General features: G+C 73.9%; 23 protein-coding genes and 2 pseudogenes. 7 read left to right on the forward strand and 18 right to left on the reverse strand.

What is annotated here, in order from left to right; genetic code table 11:
* Positions 1-473 precede the first annotated feature (473 nt).
* On the forward strand, positions 474-1,691 hold the full coding sequence (locus L6E17_RS18290; protein WP_236238829.1) for an IS110 family transposase: 1,218 nt from the start codon (positions 474-476) through the stop codon (positions 1,689-1,691).
* Between the two features lie 97 nt (positions 1,692-1,788).
* On the opposite strand, the gene L6E17_RS18295 is transcribed toward L6E17_RS18290, so the two are convergent.
* Positions 1,789-2,295, reverse strand: coding sequence for a GbsR/MarR family transcriptional regulator (locus L6E17_RS18295; protein ID WP_236241825.1), 507 nt, complete (start codon positions 2,293-2,295; stop codon positions 1,789-1,791).
* A 101-nt stretch (positions 2,296-2,396) separates the two neighbouring features.
* On the opposite strand from L6E17_RS18295, the gene L6E17_RS18300 reads away from it, so the two are divergent.
* Positions 2,397-3,293, forward strand: a complete 897-nt coding sequence (locus tag L6E17_RS18300; RefSeq protein WP_236241826.1) for an ABC transporter ATP-binding protein — start codon at positions 2,397-2,399, stop codon at positions 3,291-3,293.
* Positions 3,290-4,891: an ABC transporter permease gene (locus L6E17_RS18305; RefSeq protein WP_236241827.1), complete on the forward strand. Its 1,602-nt coding sequence runs from the start codon at positions 3,290-3,292 to the stop codon at positions 4,889-4,891. Before L6E17_RS18300 ends, L6E17_RS18305 begins: the two co-directional genes overlap by 4 nt.
* 197 nt (positions 4,892-5,088) lie before the next feature.
* Here the strand turns inward: L6E17_RS18305 and L6E17_RS18310 are convergent, their stop codons facing one another.
* From L6E17_RS18310 to L6E17_RS18340, 7 genes and pseudogenes are all read right to left on the reverse strand, one after another.
* On the reverse strand, positions 5,089-6,294 hold the full coding sequence (locus L6E17_RS18310; RefSeq protein WP_236241828.1) for a cytochrome P450: 1,206 nt from the start codon (positions 6,292-6,294) through the stop codon (positions 5,089-5,091).
* Positions 6,295-6,535: 241 nt separating this feature from the next.
* Complete coding sequence (locus L6E17_RS18315; protein ID WP_308315898.1) at positions 6,536-7,198, reverse strand: response regulator transcription factor; 663 nt, start codon at positions 7,196-7,198, stop codon at positions 6,536-6,538.
* Positions 7,195-8,496 (reverse strand): sensor histidine kinase, encoded by a 1,302-nt coding sequence (locus L6E17_RS18320; RefSeq protein WP_236241829.1) that lies wholly within the window; start codon positions 8,494-8,496, stop codon positions 7,195-7,197. The genes L6E17_RS18315 and L6E17_RS18320 overlap by 4 nt, the downstream gene beginning before the upstream one ends.
* Positions 8,497-8,717: 221 nt before the next feature.
* Positions 8,718-9,604 (reverse strand): annotated as a pseudogene (locus L6E17_RS18325) (alpha/beta hydrolase).
* A 107-nt stretch (positions 9,605-9,711) separates the two neighbouring features.
* Complete coding sequence (gene kynU / locus L6E17_RS18330) at positions 9,712-11,028, reverse strand: kynureninase (protein ID WP_374109098.1); 1,317 nt, start codon at positions 11,026-11,028, stop codon at positions 9,712-9,714.
* A gap of 25 nt (positions 11,029-11,053) precedes the next feature.
* Complete coding sequence (locus L6E17_RS18335; RefSeq protein WP_236241831.1) at positions 11,054-11,881, reverse strand: tryptophan 2,3-dioxygenase family protein; 828 nt, start codon at positions 11,879-11,881, stop codon at positions 11,054-11,056.
* 126 nt (positions 11,882-12,007) lie between these two features.
* Positions 12,008-12,898 carry a DUF3152 domain-containing protein gene (locus tag L6E17_RS18340; RefSeq protein ID WP_374109084.1) on the reverse strand — a complete coding sequence of 297 codons (891 nt, stop codon included), beginning with the start codon at positions 12,896-12,898 and terminating at the stop codon, positions 12,008-12,010.
* A gap of 285 nt (positions 12,899-13,183) precedes the next feature.
* On the opposite strand from L6E17_RS18340, the gene L6E17_RS18345 reads away from it, so the two are divergent.
* The 4 genes from L6E17_RS18345 (at position 13,184) to L6E17_RS18360 (ending at position 16,642) form a co-directional block, all read left to right on the forward strand.
* Positions 13,184-14,638, forward strand: a complete 1,455-nt coding sequence (locus L6E17_RS18345; protein ID WP_236241833.1) for a hypothetical protein — start codon at positions 13,184-13,186, stop codon at positions 14,636-14,638.
* 9 nt (positions 14,639-14,647) lie between these two features.
* Positions 14,648-15,220: a hypothetical protein gene (locus L6E17_RS18350; protein ID WP_236241834.1), complete on the forward strand. Its 573-nt coding sequence runs from the start codon at positions 14,648-14,650 to the stop codon at positions 15,218-15,220.
* A 3-nt stretch (positions 15,221-15,223) separates the two neighbouring features.
* Positions 15,224-16,033: a hypothetical protein gene (locus L6E17_RS18355; protein ID WP_236241835.1), complete on the forward strand. Its 810-nt coding sequence runs from the start codon at positions 15,224-15,226 to the stop codon at positions 16,031-16,033.
* Positions 16,034-16,222: 189 nt separating this feature from the next.
* On the forward strand, positions 16,223-16,642 hold the full coding sequence (locus L6E17_RS18360) for a DUF3151 domain-containing protein (protein WP_236241836.1): 420 nt from the start codon (positions 16,223-16,225) through the stop codon (positions 16,640-16,642).
* A gap of 130 nt (positions 16,643-16,772) precedes the next feature.
* Here L6E17_RS18360 and L6E17_RS18365 read toward each other — a convergent pair whose 3' ends face one another.
* From L6E17_RS18365 to L6E17_RS18400, 10 genes and pseudogenes are all read right to left on the reverse strand, one after another.
* Positions 16,773-17,933, reverse strand: coding sequence for a MalY/PatB family protein (locus tag L6E17_RS18365; protein ID WP_236241837.1), 1,161 nt, complete (start codon positions 17,931-17,933; stop codon positions 16,773-16,775).
* Positions 17,934-18,008: 75 nt separating this feature from the next.
* Positions 18,009-19,031, reverse strand: coding sequence for a class II fructose-bisphosphate aldolase (gene fbaA, locus L6E17_RS18370; protein ID WP_236241838.1), 1,023 nt, complete (start codon positions 19,029-19,031; stop codon positions 18,009-18,011).
* A gap of 253 nt (positions 19,032-19,284) precedes the next feature.
* Entirely contained in the window at positions 19,285-19,833 is a 549-nt protein-coding gene (pyrE, locus tag L6E17_RS18375) for an orotate phosphoribosyltransferase (RefSeq protein ID WP_236241839.1), read from the reverse strand.
* 10 nt (positions 19,834-19,843) lie between these two features.
* Positions 19,844-20,644, reverse strand: a complete 801-nt coding sequence (locus tag L6E17_RS18380) for an aldose 1-epimerase (protein ID WP_236242121.1) — start codon at positions 20,642-20,644, stop codon at positions 19,844-19,846.
* A gap of 31 nt (positions 20,645-20,675) precedes the next feature.
* Complete coding sequence (locus L6E17_RS31040) at positions 20,676-20,849, reverse strand: hypothetical protein (RefSeq protein WP_374109100.1); 174 nt, start codon at positions 20,847-20,849, stop codon at positions 20,676-20,678.
* Positions 20,846-21,196 (reverse strand): hypothetical protein, encoded by a 351-nt coding sequence (locus tag L6E17_RS31045; protein WP_308315899.1) that lies wholly within the window; start codon positions 21,194-21,196, stop codon positions 20,846-20,848. Before L6E17_RS31045 ends, L6E17_RS31040 begins: the two co-directional genes overlap by 4 nt.
* Positions 21,197-21,444: 248 nt before the next feature.
* Positions 21,445-21,810 (reverse strand): annotated as a pseudogene (locus tag L6E17_RS31050) (SRPBCC domain-containing protein); the annotation flags it as partial.
* A 70-nt stretch (positions 21,811-21,880) separates the two neighbouring features.
* The gene (locus L6E17_RS18390) at positions 21,881-23,473 is read right to left on the reverse strand and encodes a polyamine aminopropyltransferase (protein ID WP_236241840.1); all 1,593 of its coding nucleotides are present in this window, start codon (positions 23,471-23,473) and stop codon (positions 21,881-21,883) included.
* Positions 23,474-23,537: 64 nt separating this feature from the next.
* Positions 23,538-24,101 carry a DUF2617 family protein gene (locus tag L6E17_RS18395; protein ID WP_236241841.1) on the reverse strand — a complete coding sequence of 188 codons (564 nt, stop codon included), beginning with the start codon at positions 24,099-24,101 and terminating at the stop codon, positions 23,538-23,540.
* A gap of 662 nt (positions 24,102-24,763) precedes the next feature.
* Positions 24,764-24,940 carry a hypothetical protein gene (locus L6E17_RS18400; protein WP_236241842.1) on the reverse strand — a complete coding sequence of 59 codons (177 nt, stop codon included), beginning with the start codon at positions 24,938-24,940 and terminating at the stop codon, positions 24,764-24,766.
* Between the last annotated feature and the right edge of the window lie 298 nt (positions 24,941-25,238).

Below are 25,238 nucleotides of genomic sequence, written 5' to 3' on the forward strand. Positions count from 1 at the left end.
CGGGAACCGGCCGATCTCGCGGACCCAGTCCGCCCTCGCGGACCCCGTCCGCCCTCGCGGACCCCGGCCGGGTCGCCCCACGTCAGGCGGCCCTGCGGGCCCCGGCCAAGGCCATCGCGGGCCCCGCCCGAGGCCACCGCGGGCCCGCCCGGGCCACGGCGGGCCCCCGGGGTCCCCGCGGGACGCCGACCTCACGCGCCCGCCGCCCCCCGTTATGTTTTCTGCGGCTCCGCAACGGGGCCGCTGGCCTCCGGGCCCGGCATGACTGTTGCCCCCTGTCGAAGGCATGACCTGGGGGGTGGTGTCACCGGGTCCGGGGGTGTTCGTCGGAGACGCTGATCAGAGGTCCGGCCACCGTCCGGTCCGGCGCAATGCCGGACAGTTCGCGGGCGGCAGGTCTGCATAACGTGGATGCGCGAGCACGACACCCGAGCCGAGGCCGGCACCGCCAACACCCCCTGGGAAGGGGCACGATGTTCGAGATCGAAGACGTGGGCGTGTTCCTGGGCCTGGACGTCGGCAAGAGTGCCCACCACGGTCATGGGCTCACCCCGGGCGGGAAGAAGGTCTTCGACAAACCGCTGCCCAACAGCGAGCCCAGGCTGCGGGCCGTCTTCGACAAGCTGCGCGACAAGTTCGGCACCGTCCTGGTGATCGTGGACCAGCCCGCCTCCATCGGCGCCCTGCCGCTGACCGTCGCCCGCGACGCCGGCTGCCAGGTCGCCTACCTGCCCGGACTCGCGATGCGCCGGATCGCCGACCTCTACCCGGGCGAGGCCAAGACCGACGCCAAAGACGCCGCCGTCATCGCGGACGCCGCACGGACTATGCCGCACACCCTGCGCTCGCTGGAACTGACCGACGAGATCACTGCCGAGCTCACCGTGCTCGTCGGCTTCGACCAGGACCTCGCCGCCGAGGCCACCCGCACCTCCAACCGGATACGCGGTCTGCTCACCCAGTTCCACCCCTCGCTGGAGCGCGTCCTGGGCCCGCGCCTGGACCACCAGGCCGTGACCTGGTTGCTGGAGCGCTACGGATCCCCGGCCGCCCTGCGCAAGGCAGGCCGCCGCAGACTCGTGGAGCTGATCCGCCCGAAGGCCCCGCGCATGGCCACCCGGCTGATCGACGACGTCTTCGACGCGCTCGACGAACAGACCGTCGTGGTCCCGGGCACCGGCACCCTCGACATCGTGATCCCCTCCCTGGCCGCCTCGCTCACCGCTGTTCACACCCAGCGCCGGGCGATGGAAGCCCAGATCAACGCTCTGCTGGAGGCTCACCCTCTTTCCCCGGTCCTGACGTCGATGCCCGGCGTCGGCGTCAGGACCGCCGCCGTCCTGCTGGTTACCGTCGGCGACGGCACCAGCTTCCCCACCGCCGCCCACCTCGCCTCCTACGCCGGCCTCGCACCCACCACGAAGCAGTCCGGGACCTCGATCCACGGCGAACACGCACCCCGAGGCGGAAACCGGCAGCTCAAACGGGCGATGTTCCTCTCGGCCTTCGCCTGCATGAACGCCGACCCGGCCTCCCGCACCTACTACGACAAGCAACGAGCCCGCGGCAAAACCCACACCCAGGCACTCCTCCGCCTCGCCCGCCAACGCATCAGCGTCCTGTTCGCCATGCTCCGCGACGGCACCTTCTACGAACCCCGGACACCGACGGACGTCGAACTCGCCGCATAGCTTCAGCAAGCCCGAACCACCCGAAACCCGACAGAGGTGCCTTGACGAAAGACATAGAGGCACCCCCCCCAAGCCGGCCCGGTCCCTGCGGCGGGCGTCAGCTCGCCTTGCGGGCCCGCCAGCGGGCCATGATCTGCGCCATCTCCTGGTGCAGGAACGCGAAGAACTCGGCCGTCTCCGCGATCCGCTCCCCCGCGGGCGTGCCCCGGCCCAGCGTGTCGGCGCCTTCCCGCAGGGTGTTCTCCCAGCGGGCCAGCACCTGGTCGCGCCGGGTGAAGACCTCGTACCACATCTCCTCGTGGAGGACGTACCGCTCGCGGCGCGAGCCGGGGTCCCGCTCGCGGCCGATCATGCTGACCTGCGTCAGGTAGCGGACGGCGCCCGACACGGCGGCCGGGCTGATCCGCAGCCGCTCCGCCAGCTCGGCGGACGTGAGGGCGCCGGTCTCGGAGACCAGCAGCGCGGCGAAGACCCGGGACGCCATGCGCGGCATGCCGGCCTGCGTGAGCTCGCCGGCGAAGCGCTCCAGGAAGCGGCCGACCGCCTCCGCGTCCCGCTCGCCGCCCTCAGCGGTCTCGTGCGCCGTCTCGCCCGTGCTCCTCATGCGCCCATCGTCTCCCGTCGTCCGGAGCGTCCCGCCACGACCCCCGATTTTATACAGTTCCTTAACTTCACAAGTTTGTGAAACCCGCCTAGCGTCGAAGCATGACGAACGCCATCACCGTCGCCGGACTGCACAAGTCCTTCGGGCGCACGCACGCGCTGGCCGGTCTCGACCTGACCGTCTCGACCGGCGAGGTCCACGGCTTCCTCGGCCCCAACGGCTCCGGGAAGTCCACCGCCGTCCGCATCCTCCTCGGCCTCCTGCGGGCCGACTCCGGCGCGGCGCGGCTGCTCGGCCGCGACCCCTGGCGGGACGCCGTCGAGCTGCACCGGCGGGTGGCGTACGTCCCCGGGGACGTGACCCTGTGGCGCAACCTCTCCGGCGGGGAGGTCATCGACCTGTACGGCAGGCTGCGCGGCGGCCTCGACCCGGCGCGGCGCGCCCGGCTGATCGAGCGCTTCGAGCTGGACCCGACGAAGAAGGGCCGCACGTACTCCAAGGGCAACCGGCAGAAGGTGGCCCTGGTCGCGGCCCTCGCGTCCGACGTGGACCTGCTGATCCTGGACGAGCCGACGAGCGGCCTCGACCCGCTCATGGAGGGCGTCTTCCAGGACTGCGTCCGCGAGGAGCAGGCCAGGGGCCGCACCGTGCTGCTCTCCTCGCACATCCTCAGCGAGGTGGAGAGCCTCTGCGACCGGGTCAGCATCATCCGCAAGGGCGTCACCGTGGAGTCCGGCTCACTGGCCGAGCTGCGCCACCTGACCCGCACCAGCGTCGAAGCCGAACTGGCCGGGCCGCCCGACGGCCTCGCCCGCCTGCCGGGCGTCCACGACCTGAAGGTCGACGGGCAGCGGGTCCGGCTCCAGGTCGACTCGGACGGGCTGGACGCGGTGCTGCGCTCGCTCACCGACACCGGCGTGCGGTCGCTGGTCAGCGCGCCACCGACGCTGGAAGAGCTGTTCCTGCGCCACTACGAGGACGGGGAGGCCACCCGATGACCGCCGTGGCCCTGGCCCCCGGGCGGGCCCGGCACCTGGCGGGCACGGGCGCGCTGCTGCGGCTCGCGCTGCGCCGCGACCGGGTGATGCTGCCGCTGTGGGTGCTGGTGCTCGGCACGATGGTGGTGAGCGGCGGCGGCTCCATCGAGGCCCTGTACGAGACCCCGGAGTCCCGCGCCCGGCTCGCGCAGTCCATGTCGGCGAACACCTCGCTGCGCTCGCTCTACGGCCCGGTCTTCGGGGACTCGGTGGGCGCGCTGGTCGCCTGGCGGTTCGGCGTCTTCGCGGCGACGCTCGCCGCCGTGATGAGCCTGGTCGTCGTCGTGCGGCACACCCGCGAGGAGGAGGAGACCGGCCGGCAGGAGCTGCTGTCGTCGGCGATGGTGGGCCGGCGGGCCCCGCTGACGGCGGCCCTGCTGGCGGCGCTGGTCGCGAACACGGCGCTCGCGCTGATCATCACCGCGGGCCTGGCCGGGCGCGGCGCCGCAGGGGCCCTCGCGCTGGGCCTGGCCGTGGGGCTGACCGGCATGGTCTTCGCCACGATGGCGGCGATCGTCGCGCAGGCGACGGAGAGTGCGCGGCTCGCCAAGGGCGTCACGTCGGCGGTGCTCGGTTTCGCGTTCCTGCTGCGCGCCGCGGGCGACGCGGGCGAGGACGCGGGCGGCTCACCGCTGACCTGGCTGTCCCCGATCGGCTGGGCCGAGAACGTGCGGGCCTTCGCCGGGGACCGCTGGTGGGTGCTGCTGCTGCCCGCCGCCGCGTTCGTGGCGCAGGGCGCCGCCGCGTACGCGCTGGCGGGCCGCCGCGACCTCGGCATGAGCTTCGTGGCGTCCCGCCCCGGCCCCGCCGAGGGGCGCCTCGCGACCGCGGGCGGCCTCGCCTGGCGGCTCCAGCGCGGCAGCCTGCTCGGCTGGACGCTGGGCTTCCTGGTGGCGGGGCTGGTGTTCGGCGGCATGGTGGAAGGCGCCGCCGACCTCGTCGGCGACAACCCGCAGGCCCGTGAGATCTTCGAGCGGGTGGGCGGGGCGCAGGCCCTGACCGACGGGTTCCTGGGGGCGCTGCTCGGCATGTTCGGCATGGTCGCGTCGCTGTACGCGGTCGCCGCGGTGCTGCGGCTGCACGGCGAGGAGACCTCGCAGCGGGCCGAGCCGGTGCTCGGCTGCGCCGTGGGGCGGCTGGAGTGGGCGGCCGGGCACCTGCTGATCGCGTTCGCGGGACCGATGCTGATCATGGCGGTGGCCGGGGCGGGGATGTACCTCACGTACGGCAGGGACCTCGGCCCGATCCTGGGCGCGGCGGCGGTGCAGCTCCCGGCGGTGTGGCTGCTGGGCTCCCTCGCCGTCCTGCTGCACGGGGCGCTCCCGGGGGCGGCGGTGGGCGCGTGGGCGGTGGCGGGCCTGTCGCTGGCGATCGGCTGGATCGGACCGGCGCTGAACCTGCCGCAGGCCGTGCTCAACCTGTCGCCGTTCGGCCACCTGCCGAAGCTGCCGGGCGCGGACATGGCGTGGACGCCGGTGGTGGTCCTGCTGGCCCTGGCGGCGGCGCTGACGGCCGCGGGCCTGGTGGGGCTGCGCCGCCGCGACCTCGTCACGTCGTGACGGCCGGAGCGGGGACGGCTCGCGCGGTCACGGCCCACGGGGCGACGGCTCGCGGCGGGCGGCTCGCGGGGCGGGTGCCCGCATCGCGGCGGCTCGCGGCGGGACGGCTCACGTGGTGACGGCCCACGGGGCGGCGGCTCGCGGCGGGCGGCTCGCGGGGCGGGTGCCCGCATCGCGGCGGCTCGCGGCGGGACGGCTCACGTGGTGACGACCAGCTCCTTCAGGCCGCGGATCACGTAGCCGCCCTGCCACTGCGGCTCCCGTGCGAGCCGCAGTGCGGGCGCCCGCCGCAGGAGCTCGCCGAAGGACGCGGTGAGCTCCATGCGGGCGAGCGGCGCGCCGAGGCAGTAGTGGATGCCCGCGCCGAAGGCGAGGTGCGGGTTGTCGGCCCGCCCGAGGTCGAGCCGGTCCGGGTCGGGGAACCGCGCGGGGTCCCGGTGGGCTGAGCCGAAGAGCAGGGCGACCTCGGAGCCGCGCGGCACCGTCACCTCCCCGATCTCGATGTCGTCGAGGACCCAGCGCTCGAACATCTGCAGCGGCGTGTCGTAGCGCAGCAGCTCCTCCACGGCCGTGGACAGCGCCACCTCGCCGGAGCGCAGCGCGGCGAGCTGCTCGGGGTGGCGCAGCAGCGTCCACCAGCCGTTGGCTGTGGTGTTGACGGTGGCCTCGTGCCCGGCGTTCAGCAGCAGCACGCAGGTGGACACCATCTCCTGCTCGCTGAGCCGGTCGCCGCCGTCGTGGGCGGCGACGAGGGCGGAGACCAGGTCGTCCCCGGGGGCCTTGCGGCGGGCGGCGATCAGCTCCCGCAGGTACCCGGAGAACTCGGCGGACGCGGTGACGGCCCGCCGCGCCGTCTCCTCGTCCGGACGCAGCTCGAACATCCCGCAGATGGCCGCCGACCAGGGTCGCAGCAGGTGCCGGTCGCCCGCCGGGATGCCGAGCATCTCCGCGATGACCGCCACCGGCAGCGGCTCCGCGACCCGCGCCAGCAGGTCCCCTCCCCCATCCGCCACGAACGCGTCGACGAGTTCGGCGGCCAGCCGCTCCACGGTCGGCTTCAGCCGCTCCACGGTCCGGGGCGTGAACGCCTTCGACACGAGCCGCCGGATCCGCGTGTGGTCCGGGCCCTCCAGGTCCAGCAGCCCGTGGCCGTTCAGCACGTGGAACGGCTCGTGCTCCGGGGGCGGCGGGGTGCGCCCGAACTCCTCGTGGCCGAAGCGGTGCAGGTACGTCCGCCCCAGCCGCCGGTCCCGCAGCAGCGCGGACACGTCCGCGTGGTGCGGGACGAGGTACTGCCCGCTCGCCGCGAACCAGTGCACGCGCCCCGCGGCTCGGAGCTCCGCGTACGCGGGGTACGGATCCGCGACGAAGGCGGGCGACCAGGGGTCGAATGCGGTGTCCATGCCGGGACGGTACTCCCCCGCCCGCCAGGACGGACCCCGCCTGCACGACATACCGCATCCGCCGGGCAGCGCGCCCGCGGGAGTCCCGTATGCGACGGGCAGCGCCCGCGCGGCTCCCCCGCATCCGGGCAGCGCGCCCGCGGGATTCCCGTACGCGACGGGCCGCGCCCGCACACCCGGGCCGCACACGCCAGGGCCACGCCCGCGCGGCTCCCGTACGGAAGCGGCGGCGCGGCCCGCGCTACCTGCCCGGCTGGACCAGCCGGGCCTCGTACGCGAAGACCGCCGCCTGGGTGCGGTCCCGCAGGCCCAGCTTCACGAGGATGCGGCTCACATGGGTCTTGATCGTGGACTCGGCCACCACCAGGTGCGCGGCGATCTCGGCGTTCGACAGGCCCTGGGCGATCAGCACCAGCACCTCCGTCTCGCGCTCCGTCAGGTCCCCCACCTGGCTGAGCGCCGCCGCCCTCGGCACCTCCGCGCGCTGCGCGAACTCGGTGATGAGCCGCTTGGTGACCGTGGGCGCCAGCAGCGCCTCGCCCGCCGCGACCACCCGCACACCGTCGGCGAGCTGGCGCGCGGAGGCGTCCTTCAGCAGGAACCCGGACGCGCCCGCGCGCAGCGCCTCGTACACGTACTCGTCCAGGTCGAAGGTCGTGAGCACCAGCACCTTCGCGTGCGTCTGCGACGCCGTGATCCGGCGGGTCGCCTCGATGCCGTTCATCTCCGGCATGCGGATGTCCATCAGGACGACGTCCGGGGCGAGCTCCTCGACCCGCGCCATCGCCTCCCGGCCGTTGACGGCCTCGCCGACCACCTCGATGCCCGGCATCGCGTTGAGGAGGACCGAGAAGCCCTCCCGCACCATCATCTGGTCGTCCACGACCAGGACGCGGATCGTCACGCGGCCTCCTCCTTCGCGACCGGGATGAACGCCGCCACCTCGTAGCCGCCGTCCTGCACCGGCTCGGCGGTCAGCTCGCCGTTCAGCATCGCCACCCGTTCCCGCATGCCCGTGATGCCGTGGCCCGCGCCCGGCGACGGCTTCACCAGGCCCCTCGGCGGTCCGTTCAGCACCCGCAGGCCCAGGCCGCCCAGGACGTAGCCCAGCTCGACGCGGGCCGAGGCGCCCGGCGCGTGCCGCAGCACGTTCGACAGCGCCTCCTGCACGATGCGGTACGCCGACAGCTCCACGCCCGGGGGCAGCTCCCGCACCGCACCGGTCACCGTCTTGTCGACCGCGAGCCCGGCGTCCCGCACGTTCGCCAGCAGCGCGTCCAGGTCGGCCAGCGTCGGCTGCGGGGCCTCCGGGGCCTGGTAGTCCTCGGCCCGTACGACTCCGAGGACGCGGCGCAGCTCGGTCAGCGCCGCCACCGCGTTCTCGCGGATCGTCGCGAACGCCTGCTCCAGCTCCGGCGGCGGGTTCTCCACCCGGTACGGCGCGGCCTCCGCCTGGATGGCGACCACCGACATGTGGTGGGCCACCACGTCGTGCAGCTCCCGGGCGATCGTGGTCCGCTCCTCCAGCAGGGTCCGCATCGACCGCTCCTGCGCCGTCACCGAGCGCTCCGCCGTGACCTCGCGCTGCGCCTCGCGCCGCACGTGCAGCAGCGTGACCGTCAGCAGGGCCAGGGCCGACGTGAACAGCAGGGCGGCGGCGTTGCTGCCGTACCCGTACCCGAACAGGGTCCCGGCGAACGCGCCGAACACGCCGGTCATCAGCCACATCCACGCCGCCGTGCGCGGCCGGGTGCGCGCCGCGACCACGGTCATCACCACCAGGTGCGCGAAGAACACGACGGGCGGCCACGGCCAGCCGTCCCCGCTGGACCCGAAGAAGGCGTACGGCAGCGGGCTCACCAGCGACAGCCAGAACGCGGCCACGGGCCGCACCAGGGTGAGCAGCACCGCGGCCGCGGGGAGGAGGCCCGCCCCGAAGAAGACGCCCATCTCGTGCGTCGCGGCGAGCGTCACCAGGGCGGCCGCCGCCACCGCCGCGTGCCGCGCCCACACCGCGTAGCCGCGGATCCGGCGCGGCAGCCGCCGCACCAGGCGGGCGTCCGCGGGCAGCGGCGGCATCGGCCGGTACGCGAGCGCGTCGTCCAGCAGGTCGGCGCGCAGGCTCTGGAGTATCCCCATGGCGTGGTCGAACTCGGGGCTGCGGCCCCCGGCGGGTATGCGCCGCGTCGTCGTCTCGTTCACGCCTGAAACGGTACGGGGACGGGCGCGGGTCCCGCGTCGGCTTGCAGACGGGTCCTGGCGCGTCCGTCCTGAGTACTACACGGGCCGCGACGGCACGCACACGCCCAGCCGCGAGACGGACCCGCGGAGGGTCGCGGCGCCCGCAGCGGCAGGGGGCAGGCACCCCGGCACCGCGGGAGACACCGGACGGGACGCACAGCGGCAGGGGCCGGGGTGGGCCGCTACCAGGCGAGCTGGGCGATCTCCTCCGCCACCACCGCGCACGCGTCGGCCGCGGGGTCGATCAGCGGGAAGTGCCCGACACCGTCCAGCACGGTCAGCCCCACCATCTCCCCGGCCTTCGCCGCCGCGTCCACGTACGCCTCGGCGACGGCGAGCGGCACGACGGAGTCCTCCCGGCCCTGGACGACGGCCGTCGCGATGCCCGTGGGCAGCAGGACCGCCGGGTCCGCCGCCATCGAGCGCTCCGCGAACAGCGCTGCCCCGCCGAGCAGTTGCTGCACCGCGCCGCCGCACACGCCGAGCTCCGCGGCCCGTTCGAAGTGGGCGATCGGCGCGAGGGCCACCACCCCGCGCAGCCCGGGCGGTTCGGGCAGCCGCCACGGCGACCCGGCGGGCAGCACGTGCCGGGCAGCGGCCCACAGCGCCAGGTGGCCGCCCGCGGAGTGCCCCGTCAGGACGGTGCGCCGCAGGTCGCCCTGCGGCAGGTGCCCGGCCGCCAGCGCGGGCAGCGCGTCCATCGCCGCCGCCACGTCGTCGAACGTGTCGGGCCAGCGCCCGGCCGGCGGGCCGTCCTCCGGCCCGCCGCCGGAGCGCGGGGCGCCGGGATCTCCGCACCCCGCCGGTACTCGACACTGGCCACGGCGAAGCCGCGGCGCGCCAGGAAGTCCGCCAGCGGGGAGACGTGCCGCCGGTCGTACGGCGCCCGCCACGCGCCGCCGTGGAACAGCACCACCACGGGGACGCGGTCCTCGCGGCCCCGGGGTGCGTAGAAGTCGACGATCTGGTCGGGGTGGTCGCCGTACGGGGCAGTGGAGTCGGGGTCGACGGCCGGATGCGACAGTGCCGATGCTTCCTCGGCGGCGTCGCGCGCGGCGGGGTCGGGCATGCTGCTCAACCTTTCGGTGACGGGGCCGAATTGGCCTGACCTGCGGGGACGGTATCAGGACCGGAGTCCGGACGGCCGCCCCCGCCAGATCGGGCCGAACACGGGCGCTACGCCCCCGAACACACCTCCGCGCAGACCTCGGCCAGCACGCGCGCCGCCCGCTCGGTGTCCGCGAACCCGACGTACAGCGGGGTGAACCCGAAGCGCAGCACGTCAGGGCGGCGGAGGTCGCCGACGACGCCCCGCGCCACGAGCTCCCGCATCACCGCGGGCGCCTCGGCGCAGGCCAGCGCGACCTGGCTGCCGCGCTCCGCGTGGGCCCGCGGGGTCAGCGACCGCACGGCGCCCCGGGGCACGTACGCGGCGACGCACTCCAGGAAGAGGTCCGTCAGCGCCAGGCTCTTGGCCCGCACGTCCGCGAGGTCCACGCCGTCCCACACGTCCAGCGCCGATTCCAGCGCCAGCATGGACAGGATGTCGGGCGTCCCGACCCGGCCCCGCGCCGCGCCGTCCGCCGCCGCGTACCCGGCGGTCATCGCGAAGGGGTCGGCGTGCGAGTTCCAGCCGGGCAGCGGCGAGTCGAAGTCCCGCTGGTGCCGCTCGGCGACGTACAGGTACGCGGGCGCGCCGGGCCCGCCGTTCAGGTACTTGTACGTGCAGCCGACCGCCAGGTCCACGCCGTGCTCGTCCAGGCCGACGGGCAGCGCGCCCGCGCTGTGGCAGAGGTCCCACACGGCGAGGGCGCCCGCGTCCCGCACGGCCGCGGTGATGCCGGGCAGGTCGTGGAGGCGGCCGGTGCGGTAGTCGACGTGGTTGACCAGCACGGCGGAGGTCCGCGGCCCCACGGCGGACGGCACGTCGGCGGGGGCGACGGGGACGAGGCGGCAGCCTGTCATGCGGGCGGCGGACTCGGCGATGTACCCGTCGGTGGGGAAGGTCGTCGCGTCGACGAGGATCTCGTCGCGGGACGCGCCGCCGCCCGAGAAGCCCCTCAGCCGGACGGCTCCGACCAGCGCCTTGAAGACGTTCACGCTGGTCGAGTCGCCGACGACGACCTGTCCGGGTGCGGCCCCGACGAGCGGCGCGATCCGCTCGCCGATCCTTTCGGGCGCGGTCCACCAGCCGCTCTCGTCCCAGGAGCGGATGCGCAGCTCGCCCCACTCGCGGGTGAGGACGTCCGCCATCCGGGCGGGCACGTGGCGGGGCAGCGCGCCCAGCGAGTTGCCGTCCAGGTACACCGCCCCGTCGTCCAGGGCGAACAGGTCCCGCCGCTTCGCGAGCGGGTCGGCGGCGTCCAGCTCGGCCGCCTTCCCGCGCAGGTCGGCGGCGTGCGGGGGCACGGCAGCGGCCCCGGCGGGCGTGCCGGGGGCTTCCGCAGGCTGGGCGGGAGCCTCGCCGGCCTGCGTGTGCGGGGCCGCGGACATGGCGGCGGTCTCCGTGCGGGGGGCGTCAGACATGGCTGCGGGCCGTCCAGAGCTCGGGGAACACGTTCTTGCGGGCGCGCTTCTCCAGCCAGGCCACTCCGGCGGAGCCGCCCGTGCCGGTCTTGGCGCCCATCGCGCGGCGGGTGGCCACGAGGTGGTCGTTGCGCCAGCGCCACACCAGCTCGGCGACGTCGGTGAGCAGCTCACCGAGCCGGACGAGCTCGCTGTGCTGGTCCCGGTCGGCGTAGATCCCGGCCCACACCGCCTCCACCTCGGGCGACGGCTCGTAGCGCTGCGACAGGTCGCGCTCCACGGCCTCCGCCGGGACGGGCAGCCCGCGCCGGGCCAGCAGCCGCAGCACCTCGTCGTAGAGGCTCGGCTCGTGCAGGGCCTTCTCCAGCTCGGCGTGCACGCGGGGCGCGCCCCGGTGCGGGACGAGCATGGACGCGGACTTCTCGCCGAGCAGGAACTCCATGCGGCGGTACATCGCGGACTGGAAGCCGGAGCCCTCACCGAGGGCGGAGCGGTACGCGTTGAACTGGGCGGGGGTGAGCCGCGCCAGGGGCTTCCAGGAGGCGTTCAGGGACTCCAGCTCGTACACCGAGCGCTGGAGCGCGTCCATCGCGACGGGCAGGTCGTCCTCGCGCAGGGCGCGGGAAGCGGTCTCCCATTCGTGGACGATGACGGTGAACCACAGCTCCATGACCTGGGTCGTGACCAGGAAGACCATCTCTCCGGGGTCGTCCGAGAGAGGGTGCTGGAGGTGGGTGAGGACATCCGCCTGGACGTAGTCCTCGTACGGAGTGGTGCCCCCGAAGTCGAGGTTCGGTGCGGGGGTCGACGAAGCAGACATCGCTGTCTCCAACAGTGTGTGCTACCGGGTAGCGGTCCGCTCCTTCCGCGACGGTGGTGGAGCCCCGGTCCCCTCGGAACCCGGCGTGCGCGCTCCTTGTGCGCCGTGCACGCGGTCCCGGTCGCATCATGGCACGATCGGCCCGGTGATGTAACGGCCGTCCTCGTCATACGGCCACGCGTTGGAGACGCACCCCTTCAGGCCCTTGATCTGCTGCATCATCACGGGCGCGGGCTTGCCGGGCCCGGGGCAGCCCATGTGCGTGCGGATGCCGATCTCGTGGCCGACCTCGTGGTTGATGATCAGGTGGCGGTACTCGGCGGGGGTGCCGGAGAAGGTCGGGGAGCCGAGCATCCACCGTTTGAGGTTCACGACCACGCCCTGCCGGGTCTCGCAGTTCAGCTCGCCGCGGGTGTTGAGGCCCTCGGCCAGGCACAGCCGGTCCGCGGTGCTGGGGGTGGCGATGAAGACGGTGAAGTCGGCCCCCTCGTCGACCAGCTGGAACGCTCCCTTGCCGTGGGCGGCCCAGCCGCGGGGGTGGGCGAGGATCTCCTCGATCTCGTGGGCCGCCTGGGTGGCGGACAGGTCGATGCCGTCCTCCACCTTGACGGTGTAGCGGCGCAGCGGCCCGGTGCCGACCTTGTCGCCCGCGGCCCGAGCGGCGGTGAAGGTGCCCTTGCCGGAGTGCGGCACGGTGCTCTTCGACGGGCCGGGGGACGTGCTGGGCCGGGTGCTGGTGCTGGGGCTCGGCTGCGCGCTGCGGCCCGCACTCGCGGAGGGGGCGGCCGGGGCCTTCGGCGAGGCCGGAGCGGAGGACTGCGCGCTCGGACGGGGCGAGGCGGCCACCGCGGCGGGGGCGGTGCTCCCGGCCTCCAGGTGGGCGAGGGCCGCGCCGCCCCCCAGCGACAGCACGCCGAGGGCGACACCGCCCAGCACTATGCGGGGCCGCAGCCTGCCCCGGCCGCGGCTCCGCCGACGGTTTCGACGCCCCTGCGCCCTGGCACCACGCTGGCCCACGTGTCCCCTCCCCCGTGCGCGCACCGGGTGGGGTCGGCGGGTCGGCCCGGCGCACACTATTCGCTGATACGTGCGATCGTACCGGCCGGTCACTCCCCCACCGACGCGCCGCACCACCGCACCGCCCCACCGGGGACCCGCCCACAGCAGCGCGCCCCGACCTCCGAAGCGAAGGCGCCAAGGGGTTTAGGGTTGCGAACGCAAGATCGAAAGCGGGGTCTCGGCGGGATCCCTGTCGGCGTGATGCTTCTGGGGGGATGCGCGGTGCTGACGTATCACGAGGCCATGACCACGGACTTCGGCGCCCTCGACACCGCCGCGACGGCGTGGGACAAGGTCGCCGAGGAACTGGGGAAGGCGGAAGGGCGCTACCAGAGCGCCGTCCGCCCCGTCTCGACGCACTCCGGCTGGGTCGGCGTTTCGGCTGGTACCGCCGACCGCCGGTTCGCCGGTACCGCCTACGAGTACCGGGCGGCGCAGACCCAGGCGAAGGCCACCGCCAAGGTGCTGCGCGCGGGCCGCGAGCGGTTCACCGAGCTCAGGAGGGTCCTGGAGTCCGCCCGCAAGGACGCGGTGGACGCGGGCATGAAGGTCTCGGAGCAGGGCCGCGTCGCCTACGACTTCGACCGCTTGACCAGCCGGGAACGTGCCGATCTCCAGGCCGACCCCAAGGCCCTGCAAGACGTCAAGGAGAACGAAGCGGCCTGGGCGGAGTACCTCACCGCCTGTGTGAAGTCCTTCGACGAGGCGGACAAGGACCTCAAGGCGTCACTGGAGGCCGTGGTCAAGGACGCCCTCGTCGGCGGTGCCGCGGACGACATGACCTTCGGCACCGGATTCAACGGCCAGGCGAAGGGCGACCTGGTCGCCGCCGCCACGCCGAAGGCCGAGGACGAGGTCTCCCTCGACCTCAGCTCACTGCTGATGGACCCCAGGACCGAGACCCTGAGCATGTGGTCGGCGCGCGCCCAGGGCGACCTCGTCACCAAGCTCTCGGGCAACCCCGAGTGGGGCAGGCTCTACTCCCGGTACGTGTCGGGCGCGGTCTCCATCGCGGCCTTCGCCAGGGCTGCCAGTGTCTCGATTCCTGGCGCCTTCGGCCTGATCAAGGCCTATCGCGAGGCCGGCACTCTGATGAATGCCCCGGGCACACTCACTGCGCGGCTGGTGAGCAGCAACCCGGCCGTTCCCGGTGCGTCCAAACCCCTGAGCGCCTCGGCTGCCGCCCGATCTGTTCTCGGAGGGTCACATGCGGTTGCCGCGCAGTACGGCTCATACATGAAGAACAGCACCCTCATCACGCCCACAGCCGCCCAGGCGAATCTCATCACGGTGGCGGAGAACGGCGGCCTGGCCAATGCGGCCAAGGCGGCCGGCGCGATCCGCGGGCTCGGCATCGTCGGATCCGCAGGAGCGACGCTCTATGGAGTGGCGAACCTCTCCACGTACGACTCGGAGAAAATCGCCCAGAACCCCGACAAGTTCGCCTCGGATCTGACGGGTACCGCGTTCAACGCGTCCTTGACCGTCGCGATGGTCGCGCCGAACCCGGTCACCGTGGGCCTGGCCGTCGGCACGGGTGTGATCTATGCCGGCGCCCTTGCCTGGGAGAACCGGGAGAACATCGCCGACGCCTGGGACGCGTCCACGGACTGGGTGGGGGACAAGGCGGAGGACCTGGGGAAGGACATCGCGTCCGGCGCGAGCAAGGTGGGCAAGTTCCTCAACCCCTTCGATTAGGAGCACGCAGTGACCATGTCGTTCGAGATGCGAGAAATACGGGACGAGGGGCGCGCGCTCCACTGGTCCACGACCTCCGAGGACTTCGGCGACATCCGGGTGCGCTACCCGGCCGACATCCGCCCCAAGAGAGGAACGGCAGCCAGAGCGGAAGGCAGCACGATCCCGACCGCGCTCATGATCAGCTGGTCCATCTTCGAGGACAAGCCGCGGCTGACCGGCGCCCAGCTCTCGGTGGACGGCCGGGAAGCGCAGCTGAGGCGCAACCGGTGGGCCGTCAGCAGGAAACGCCGTGCCCTGCGCATCACACACGACGGGACCACCTACCGGTGCACCGCGATCAGTCGCAAACGCTACGTCCTCACCCGGCCCGGACTCGCCATCACCGTCACCGACTCGGGGATCGGCAGGAAGCGGCGCCGCCTCCTGGTGCAGATCGACGGACCCGCTGAACCAGTCGACATCTCCCTGGCGGTGCTCTTCTCGGGTGTCAACCGCTCTCACCTGACCCTGGGCGGCGCATTCCGCGCCGGCTTCTCAACGGTCTTCAACCTCGCGGCCGACAACGCAGCACGGAGCTGACCCTTGCCTTCCTACGACAGTGCCCGCTCCCGCTTCCGACTGGCGCAGGAGCACCTGACGCTTCTGGGTCACATGCTGCGCGGCGAGTCGCTGCCCGCCGGATACGGCGGCGCCGCCTCCGAACTCCAGAGCTCCGGGCTGGTGAGTGCAGCGGGGGAGGTCTCCGTCCAGCTCGCCCCGCTCCTGGAAACCCTGGCGCAGCCCGTCGTGGCGGTGAACGCCGAGGTGCTCGGCCGGCAGGGCGCACTGAACCACGGCCTGGTGATCGGAGCCGACCATGTCTTCTCGTACGAGGAGTGGCCGGGTCAGCGTGAGACCGAGTACGCGCAGGTCGAGCCGAGACTGCTGCTCTGGTCGCTGGCCTTCCTGGTGAACCTGCGGCAGGCCGAAGCGCTCGACGTCGCGGTGCCGTACATAGAGACCACCGTCGGGACGATGGACGCGGGGCTGTCAGCCCTCGACGGCCCGGCCGACGCCGACACCCCCGAGCGGGCCCGGCGTGCTCTGGCCGCGGCGGGACGCCTCGCGGATCCCGCCCTCTCCCTCTTCACCCACCTGCTCGTCGAGCTCCGCTCGCACTGGCGTCTCACCTCGGCCTGGCACGGCGGGGACGAGGCGCAACCGGCGGTGGCGGTGCGCGGGTTCGGCGTCTGGGACTGCGGCCCGCTGGGCTACTGGCACCGGGAGTCCCCGGCCGAGCCCGTCCATGAGGGCGAGGCGGGGCCGGACAGCCCCTTGGTGCTCCGCCCGGTCGGCAGCAAGTCCCTATGGGAGATGATGGCGGGCCTTCTTCCCGGGCAGGGCGACAGATGAGGTCGGGGCCCGGGTGCGGTCCGCCGCCGGGGCCGCCCCGTCCGCCGTGCCTCGCCGGGCAGGCGCCGGGTGCCGGGACAGCGCGAGGGTGCCGTCGCGAGCGGGCGCCGAGGCAACCGGGCCCCCGGCCGCGGCCGGTCTTCCTCGCGGGCGTCCCGGGCGCGCGCCCCCCAGTGGCAGACTGCCTGTATGACGACCTACAAGAACCTGCTCGGCGGCCCGGACCCGACGTACCTGCCGGAGAACGAAGAGGCGTACCGCATGCTCGGCGAGGAGTCCGTGCCGCCGGCGGAGGTGGTGGCGAAGGACCCGACGTTCTCGCTCGCCTGGGCGATGCTCGCCGATGACGCCTTCGCGGCGGGGCGGGTGGTCGAGTCGTACGCGTACGCGCGCACCGGTTACCACCGCGGTCTGGACGCACTGCGCCGGGCCGGGTGGAAGGGGCACGGCCCCATCCCGTGGGAGCACCGGCCCAACCGCGGGTTCCTGCGCTGCCTCGCGGCCCTCGCCCGCGCCGCCGGCGCGATCGACGAGAAGGACGAGGCGGAGCGGTGCCGGCAGTTCCTGAAGGACAGCAGCGAGGAGGCGTACGCCGAGCTGCAGCAGTAGCGACCGCCGCGGCCGGGGCGTCCGTGCCGCCGTCACTCGGACGGTGACGGCGGCACCGCGTGCACGACCACGTGAAGGGGCCGCCCGCCCACCGCACCGCCGCCGCGGACGGCCCGTCCGGCGGCCCGCGCTACGCCGCCAGCCTCCGCAGCGCCCTGACGAGTGCGTCGGCGCCCCGTTCCGCCTTGGAGCGCGGGCACCCGAGGTTGACCCGTACGAAGCCGGGCGCGCCGTACTCCGCGCCCGGTTTGACGGCGATCCGCTCCCGCCGGACCAGCTCGTCGTTCAGCACCGCGTCGTCCACGCCCAGCGGTCGCAGGTCCAGCCACGCCAGGTACCCGGCCTGCGGCGGGGTGAAGAGGCCGCGGCCGGGGAACGCCGCGTCGAGGCGCTCGCCGAGCATCCGCAGGTTCCCGGCCACGTACGTCCGCAGGGCGTCCAGCCAGGGCGCCCCGTGCCGGTAGGCGGCGACGTGCGCGGTGAGGGACAGCGTCGACGCGGACGGCAGGCCCTCCCCGTGCTCCATGCGCCACAGGAACGCGGCGCGCTGCTCCGGCTCGCCGATCATGCCGTACGCGCCGCCGATGCCCGGCAGGTTGAACGCCTTCCCGGCCGAGGTGATCAGCGCCCAGCGGCCGCCGGGGGGCGCGATCGCGGCCCAGGGGGTGTGGCGCTGCCCGTGGTGGGTGAGGTCGCCGAACATCTCGTCGCTGATGACGGCCACCCCGTGGGCCTCGGCCAGGCGGAGGAAGCCCTTCAGCTCGTCCTCCGTCCACACCCGGCCGGTCGGGTTGTGCGGGGAGCACAGCAGCAGCACCCGGGCGTCGGGGCGGGAGAGCTCCCGTTCCAGGGCCTCGTCGTCGCCGATGGGGACGCCCCGCAGGGACCGCCCCAGCCCGGCCAGCGCGTTGATGAACCCGACGTAGGTCGGGGTGTGCACCACCACGCCGTCCCCGGGCTCGGTCCACATCCGCAGCAGCTGCGCCAGCTCGTTCACGACGGAGGGCCCGAAGACCAGCGTCTCCGGCGCGACCGCCACTCCGTACCGCTCGCCGTACCAGTCCCGTACGGCCTCCGGGAAGCCCGAGTGCTCCCAGTCCGTGTAGCCGAAGACGCCGTGGTCGACCCTGCGGTGCAGGGCCTCCAGCACCTCGGGCGGCGACCGGAAGTCCATGTCGGCGATGGTGAAGGGCAGCAGGTCGGGCAGCCCGTAGTGGGCGGGCAGCACGTCCCACTGGATGGAGCCGGTGCCCCGTGTCTCCACCGGCGTGTCGAAGTCGTACGTCGTCACCCAGAACCCCTCCGCAAAGGGGCGGGCCCGGCACCGCTCCACGCGATGCCGGGCCCGCCCTACCGATCGGTTGCTCTACTTGAGCTTCGTACCGGCCGAACGCAGCGCCTGGCAGGCTTCGACGACGCGCTTGGCCATGCTCGCCTCAGCCAGCTTGCCCCACGTGCGCGGGTCGTACGTCTTCTTCGAGCCGACCTCGCCGTCGACCTTGAGGACGCCGTCGTAGTTCTTGAACATGTGGTCCGCGATCGGGCGGCTGAAGGCGTACTGGGTGTCGGTGTCGAGGTTCATCTTCACGACGCCGTTCTCCAGGGCGGTGGCGATCTCCTCCGCCGTGGAGCCGGAACCGCCGTGGAAGACGAAGTCGAACGGGCTGGTCTTGCCGTACTTCGCGCCGACGCCCTCCTGGAGGTCCTTCAGCAGCTCGGGGCGGAGCACGACGTTGCCCGGCTTGTACACGCCGTGGACGTTGCCGAAGGAGGCGGCCAGGAGGTACCGGCCCTGCTCGCCCAGGCCGAGGGCCTCGGCGGTGCGCAGCGCGTCCTCGACGGTGGTGTACAGCTCGTCGTTGATCTCGTGGGTGACGCCGTCCTCCTCACCGCCGGTCGGGGTGATCTCGACCTCAAGGATGATCTTCGCGGCGGCGGCGCGGGGCAGCAGCTCCTGCGCGATGGCGAGGTTGTCGGCCAGGGTCTCGGCGGAGCCGTCCCACATGTGGGACTGGAAGAGCGGGTTCTCGCCCCGGGCGACGCGCTCCTCGGACACCGCGAGCAGCGGGCGGACGTAGCCGTCCAGCTTGTCCTTCGGGCAGTGGTCGGTGTGGAGCGCGATGTTGACGTCGTACTTCTTGGCGACGATGTGCGCGAACTCGGCGAGGGCGACGGCGCCGGTCACCATGTCCTTGCTGTACTGGCCGCCCAGGAACTCAGCGCCACCGGTCGAGATCTGCACGATGCCGTCGCTCTCGGCCTCGGCGAAGCCGCGCAGGGCAGCGTGCAGGGTCTGCGTCGACGTCACGTTGATGGCCGGGTAGGCGAACTTGCCTGCCTTCGCCCGGTCGAGCATCTCGTTGTAGACCTCGGGGGTTGCGATGGGCATGGTCCGCTCCTTGTGATCTGCGGTTGCGTTGCGTCTCTGATCCCTGACCTGGGGGGCGACGTCATCGTCGCCCCCATCTTTCCAGACGGTCCCGCAGGCACCACCCCCGGACGGCCCCGGCATGCGGCGCGGGCGGGTCGGTTTCACGTGAAACGGACCCGCCCGCCCCTCCCTGCCGAAAGCCGCAGGTGCGGAGGATGCCCGCGGCGCGAGACGCGCCGGACGCGCCCTCGCACGAGCTGCGGAGGGCCCGTTACGCGAGGTCGAGCTCGTCCAGCGCGTAGGCGTAGCGGTACGGCACCCCGGCCGTCCCCCTGATCTTCTCGGCCGCGCCGGTCGCCCGGTCCACGATGGTGGCGACCGCCACGACCTCGGCGCCCGCCTCGCGGACGGCCTCCACGGCGGTGAGCGGCGAACCGCCGGTGGTGGAGGTGTCCTCCACCACGAGCACGCGGCGGCCCTTGATGTCCGGGCCCTCGACACGCCGCTGCATCCCGTGGGCCTTGGCCGCCTTGCGGACGACGAAGGCGTCCAGGGTGCGGCCGCGTGCGGCGGCGGCGTGCAGCATCGACGTGGCGACCGGGTCGGCGCCCAGGGTCAGACCGCCCACCGCGTCGAAGTCGAGGTCGGCGGTCAGATCGAGCATGACCTGACCGACGAGCGGCGCGGCGGCGCCGTCCAGCGTGATCCGGCGCAGGTCGACGTAGTAGTCGGCCTCCAGACCCGAGGAGAGGGTCACCTTGCCGTGCACCACGGCCTTGTTCTTGATCTGCTGGAGCAGATCGGCACGTACGTCAGTCATGCGTACGAGCTTAGAGGCGGCGCCAGGTCCAGGTCGTCGCGGTCTCCAGCGGCTCGATGGGGGTGACCAGGCGCGGAGCGGTGTTGAGGCCGTTCGGCGGCCCGGACTGGGGCTCCACGCAGACCGCGGCCTCCTGCTCGTCGTACACCACGACCCACTGCTCCGGGCTGGTGACCGTCAGCGCGAGGACCCCGGGCCAGGTGACGGTGACGTCCACACCGTCCGGCATGCCGAAGCAGTCGTCCCACGGGCCGGGGCGCGGGTCGACGCGCCGGCCGGTGGGCAGGTGGTCGTCGCCGCGCTCCTCCTGCCACGCGGGCGCGAAGTCCAGCACGGCCGCGCTGCCGTCGAGGGTGCGCCGGAACCACGGGTGCCACCCGGCCTGCGCGGGGAACGAGTCCCCGTACGTCTCCACGCCCAGCCGCAGCGTGAGCGACTCCTCCGTCAGCTCCAGCGTCTGGGTGACCAGGCCGGGGTACGGCCAGGGCTCGCCGAGCTCGTACGTGAACGCCGCCTCGGACGCGCCCGCGCGCGCCGTGCGCCACACCGCGTCGCGGCCCGTGCCGTGGATGGCGTGGGGCGGGGCGTTCAGCGGCAGCTGATGGCGGATGGCGCCGTTCAGGAACGTGCCGCGGTCGGTGCGGCCGCACCAGGGCACCATGGGGAAGCAGCCGTAGCGCTCGCCCTGCCGCAGCAGCTCGGTGCCGCCGACGCGGAGGCTGCTCAACCGGCAGCCGAGCGCCGGGGCCACGGTCACCTCGACGTCTCCGGCGGCCAACCGGACGTCCTCTGCGCGCTCGCTCTCACTCATGATCGTGGTCACAGCGCCCGACCCTACGTGCCTACTTGCGGCGCCGCAGCGCACGCCGCACGACCACCGCCGACGCCACGGCGAGGGCGGCCGGGGCCAGCCAGCGCAGCGGGTTGGACGCGGACATTGTCGCCGGGCCCGGCACGGGTGCGTACCGGCCGCGGGGCGGGGCGTGATCGACCTCCTCGGCGCTGCGGCCGATCATCGTGCGCCGGGCGTGCGCGGCTTCTGCGGGCGGCTCGCCCACCCCGTGTCGTCCGACGGGAAGTCGTCGGCGGCGAACGGGTCGAGCGAGCTGGGCGGCACGGGCGCGTCGAAGACGGCACGGGCCTCGTCGCCGCCGTCGGCACCGTCCTCGTCGGCGTCCGCCAGGCCCTCCGCTTCCGCCGGCTCCTCCACGCCCTCGGCGGCCGCCGGCCCCTCCAGGCCCGGAGCGTCCTGCGGCTCCCCGGTCTCCTCCGGGTGGCCCGCGCCGTCCGGACCGGCCGCGTCCCGCAGCGCCTCCTCCTGCGCGGCGTCCTCGGGGTGCTCCCTGCCGCCGGGGTGCTCCATCCCCTCGGCGCCCCCGGCCCCTTCCCCCTGTCCCCGGCGTGCTCCGGCTCCTCGGCGTCCCCGCCGGCCGCCGTGCCCTCGGCCTCCCCGGACGCCGCGGACCCTGCGGTCCCTCGCGCGGCGTCGGCCGCTCCGGCCGCGCCCGCCGCCTCCACGGGCTCCGCGCCCCCGGCGCGCTCCGCGGCCTCCGCCTGCTCGGCCAGGGCTTCGGCGAAACGGTCCAGCAGGCGGTGCGCCGCGACCGTCGCCGTGTCGCCCTGGGCCTCCGCGAGCCGCCCCTGCGACTCCACCGCCCCGCTGAAGGCGAGCTGCGTCCCGCCCTCCGCGGGCGCGAGCCGCACGGTCAGCGAGAGGCTCGCCCGGCCCGTGCCGCGCACCTCCTCGCCCTCCCCCTCGACGGCGTAGGACCCGTCGTCCCGGGCCGCCACGCGCAGGGCGCCCCGGTACGTGATGCTGTGCCCGCCGACGCGCACCTTGAGGCGGCCCGACAGCGGCGCGGCCGACGCCTCCGCATCCTGGTGCAACCCGGGCACGCAGGAGGCGACACGGGCTGGGTCGGCGAGCAGATCGCGGAGGGTCTGGACGGCTACCGGAACGAACACCTCATGCTCCATGGGAATCGAGCCTACCCACGCACGGCCCTTCCGTCCCCGATCCGCGCAGGCCCGGCGGACGAAGCCCGCGTCAGTCGCCGTACCGGGGGTGCACGAGCGTGGACGGGGGCAGCCCCGGCACGCGGGACCGCTCCGCACGCGCGGCGCCGGCCGCCAGCGCCCCGGGCGCCGGCACGCCCCGGCTCGGTGCGCCGGGCGCCAGGCCCAGCACCGGCGGGCGGGCGCCACCGTGCCGCGCGGGTGCGGCGAGGACGAACCCGCTGCGCCCGTCGTCCGTGCCGTACGGGCGGGTCGCGAAACCCGCCGCCCGCAGCGTGGCCTCCACGGTCCAGTACGTGTGCGGGCGGTCCCGCAGGGAGCCCGCGTGCACGACGAGCCGCCCGCCTCCGGCCAGGGCGCGCGCCGCCAGGCCGTAGAACTCCTCCGAGTACAGCCTGCTGCTCGTGGTGACGCCCGGGTCCGGCAGGTCGGCGACGATCACGTCGTACGTGCCGCGGGCCTCGCCCACCGCGCCCCGCAGCCAGCGGAAGGCGTCGTCGTGGACCACGCGGACGCGCGGGTCCCGGTACGCGTGCCCGTTGAGCCGGGCCAGCGCCGGGTCGGTGCGGGCCAGCCGTACGACCTCGGGGTCCACGTCGACCACGGTCACCGCCTCCACGTCCGCGTACCGCAGCGCCTCGCGGGCCGCCAGCCCGTCGCCGCCGCCCAGGATCAGCACGCGCCCGTGCGCGCCCCGCAGCGCCGGGTGGACGAGCGCCGGGTGGTACCGGTGCTCCGCACGGCCGCTGACCCGCAGCCGCCCGTCGAGGAACAGGCCGGGCGGGCCGTCGCGGGGGCCGGTCAGGACGATCTCCTGGACCTCGGACCGGACGGCGACCCGCACCTCGTCCCCGTACACGGCCTGGCGGGCCGCCCGCTCGAAGTCGTCGACGAGCACCGTGGCGGTGGCCAGCACCCCGACGACGGCGGCGTTGGCCGCGAGCGTCAGCAGCCGCTCGCGGCCCGTCAGTTCACGGCCGAACAGCCACAGCACGAGCGCCGCGCCCGCCACCGCGTTCACGGCGCCGGTCACCAGCGCGCTCGTCACCTGCCCCAGCCACGGCAGCAGCAGGAAGGGGAAGGCCAGACCGCCGACCAGCGCGCCCACGTAGTCGGCGGCGAACAGGTCGGCGACGGTCCCCCCGGCGTCCTGCTCGGCACGCCGCGACACGCGCTGGATCAGCGTCATCAGCAGCGGTATCTCGGCGCCGATGAGGACCCCCACCCCGATCGAGAACCCCACCAGGGCGGACTGCGCGCCGCCGAGCCACGCGAAGCAGGCGTAGAGCGCCAGGGCGGAGCAGCCGCCGAGCAGCGCCAGCAGCGCCTCCAGCAGGGCGAAACCGACGGCGGCCCGGCAGCGCAGCCGCTTGGCGAGGAGGGATCCGGCGCCCATCGCGGAGACGAGCACGGCCAGCACGACGGACGCCTGGGTGACGGAGTCGCCGATCACATGGGCGGCGAGGGCCACGAGGACCAGTTCGTAGACCAGCCCGCAGGCGGCGCAGACGAAGACGACGGCGAGCACCAGGAAGCGGCCCGCCCGCGGACCCCCGACGGGCCCCCGGCGCCCCTCCGGGGCGCGCGGCGCCACGGAGGCGGCTGGGGCGGGCGCTTCGAGCATGCGCTAACGCTACGTCACACCCTCCGTGCCGCTAGTCACCCACAGGAGTGTTCATGGCTCCCTCTCACCCCAACCCCCGGGCCAGGGCGGGTGCCTGCGGCATGTGCCGCGCCGACCGCTGGGGGAAGACGCAGCCCACGCTGGTCCGGGTGACCACCAACTGCCGCTCCTGCGGATAGGCGTGCCAGGTGCGCCACCGCACCCTGCCCTCGTGGCGCTGCGCCAGCATCGCGGTGAACGCGTGCGGCGACCCCGGGAAGGTCCCGGCGAGCCCGTGCGGATGGTCGGCGACCAACGCCAGCAACTCCTGGGCCCGCCCCGCGAACGACCCGCGCGACAGGTGCTCGACCCGGGCCGCGAACTCGTACTCCCAGCCCCCGATCCGCTTCGCCACGCCCAGCGGGAGGGGGGTGCTGCTGCCGGGCATGCAGGCCACGGTCTCGGAGCAAGTGCCGTGCTGCTCCTCCAACAGGACCTGGTGGGACGCGCCCAGCAGTCTCAACTGCAGGCGCGCGCCGGACAGTTCTAGGTCGAGCACGGCGAGCGCGGGCAGCGGCTCGCGCCCCAGCGCCCAGGCCAGGTCGGCCGCGCGCGTGTCGGTGTACTCGGTCTGGAGAGTCGTGAGCATGAGTCAGCTCCGCAGGCACGGTGGGAGGAAGGCAGGTGGACCGGGCGTCGTTCCGGGCGGTGCTCCGGTGCGTACGGGGGTGCCGGGTCGGGGTCCACACGAGTCCGGGGATCGACGTTCTCGGCGCTTGTCGTCGTCCTCGTCGTTTCTCGGTGTTCTCGTCGTTCTCGATGTTCTCGGCGTTCTCGGCGTTCTCGGCGTTCTCGGCGTTCTCGAACGTTTCGACAGCGAGGGAATCATGAACCGCGCGAGGCTCACAGCGTCTTTACCCAACTTTGCGCGGTTTCCATCCCCCCGGACGACGAGCGGTTCAACCGTTCACCATATTCCGCTTAATCGGGCGCACAAACGTTTCGGTGACGCGCGCCCGGTGCGCGGCGGGGGGGGACAGCCGCCCCGTGCCGCCGTTCCCACCCCCGCCGCCGTCGTGGGGCGCGGTGCGCTCAGCTGCCGCCTCCGCAGCCGCCACCCCCGCCGCAACTGCTGCCTCCACCGCAGGACGAGCCGCCGCCCCCGCAGGACGACCCGCCGTGCCCCCAGCGGCCGGAGGCCCCGCGGCGGCGTCCGCCGCCTCCCCGGCCGCCGGATCCGGCGGCCCGCGCGACCAGGATCACGAACAGCAGGAACAACCCGCCTATGACAAGGGCCCATTCCATGGGAAATCACCATCCCCCGTGTGCGAGGGGACAGCGGGATGCCCCCGCTGCCCCGACTGCCGAATCCGATGTGAGGAAGTACTGCGCTTTCAGTCGGAACTCGCCCCGCATGACGAGGACGACGACGAGGAAGAGGACCAGGAAGAATACGTGCAGGAAGAGGAAGCGGACGGAGAAGAGCACGCGGACCACGACGAGGACGCACCCGCCCCGTGGGGTGAGCCGCCGCTCCCGTCGTCGTCCCCCGCACCCGGGAACGCCGTTCCGGGTACAGAGCCGTGCCGGGCCCGCCACCCGCGGCGCCGCGCCCTCGGCGGCCGGCCGCGACCGGTCGCCGCGAGCCACACGAGCAGCCCGGCCAGCGTCAGGAAGACCGACGCCACCGCGGCGGGCAGTGCTCCCGACAGCGTGAGGGCGTCGATCACGGTGCCCCCGGCGTCAGCGCCCCCGGTCACCGGATCTCCGTATTCCGGCCAGGCTC

It is taken from the genome of Streptomyces sp. CC228A (assembly GCF_021390935.1).
In the GTDB taxonomy this organism is placed as follows: domain Bacteria; phylum Actinomycetota; class Actinomycetes; order Streptomycetales; family Streptomycetaceae; genus Streptomyces.

Bases quoted from the DNA above. Each gene is read 5' to 3' on its own strand.
- L6E17_RS18305 (WP_236241827.1), top strand. From the start codon at position 3,290: ATGACCGCCGTGGCCCTGGCCCCCGGGCGGGCCCGGCACCTGGCGGGC.
- L6E17_RS18310 (WP_236241828.1), bottom strand. From the start codon at position 6,294: ATGGACACCGCATTCGACCCCTGGTCGCCCGCCTTCGTCGCGGATCCG.
- L6E17_RS18290 (WP_236238829.1), top strand. From the start codon at position 474: ATGTTCGAGATCGAAGACGTGGGCGTGTTCCTGGGCCTGGACGTCGGC.
- L6E17_RS18300 (WP_236241826.1), top strand. From the start codon at position 2,397: ATGACGAACGCCATCACCGTCGCCGGACTGCACAAGTCCTTCGGGCGC.
- L6E17_RS18380 (WP_236242121.1), bottom strand. From the start codon at position 20,644: ATGAGTGAGAGCGAGCGCGCAGAGGACGTCCGGTTGGCCGCCGGAGAC.
- L6E17_RS31040 (WP_374109100.1), bottom strand. From the start codon at position 20,849: ATGATCGGCCGCAGCGCCGAGGAGGTCGATCACGCCCCGCCCCGCGGC.
- L6E17_RS31045 (WP_308315899.1), bottom strand. From the start codon at position 21,196: ATGGAGCACCCCGGCGGCAGGGAGCACCCCGAGGACGCCGCGCAGGAG.
- pyrE (WP_236241839.1), bottom strand. From the start codon at position 19,833: ATGACTGACGTACGTGCCGATCTGCTCCAGCAGATCAAGAACAAGGCC.
- L6E17_RS18395 (WP_236241841.1), bottom strand. From the start codon at position 24,101: ATGCTCACGACTCTCCAGACCGAGTACACCGACACGCGCGCGGCCGAC.
- L6E17_RS18345 (WP_236241833.1), top strand. From the start codon at position 13,184: ATGACCACGGACTTCGGCGCCCTCGACACCGCCGCGACGGCGTGGGAC.
- L6E17_RS18390 (WP_236241840.1), bottom strand. From the start codon at position 23,473: ATGCTCGAAGCGCCCGCCCCAGCCGCCTCCGTGGCGCCGCGCGCCCCG.
- kynU (WP_374109098.1), bottom strand. From the start codon at position 11,028: ATGTCCGCGGCCCCGCACACGCAGGCCGGCGAGGCTCCCGCCCAGCCT.
- fbaA (WP_236241838.1), bottom strand. From the start codon at position 19,031: ATGCCCATCGCAACCCCCGAGGTCTACAACGAGATGCTCGACCGGGCG.
- L6E17_RS18295 (WP_236241825.1), bottom strand. From the start codon at position 2,295: ATGAGGAGCACGGGCGAGACGGCGCACGAGACCGCTGAGGGCGGCGAG.
- L6E17_RS18335 (WP_236241831.1), bottom strand. From the start codon at position 11,881: ATGTCTGCTTCGTCGACCCCCGCACCGAACCTCGACTTCGGGGGCACC.
- L6E17_RS18360 (WP_236241836.1), top strand. From the start codon at position 16,223: ATGACGACCTACAAGAACCTGCTCGGCGGCCCGGACCCGACGTACCTG.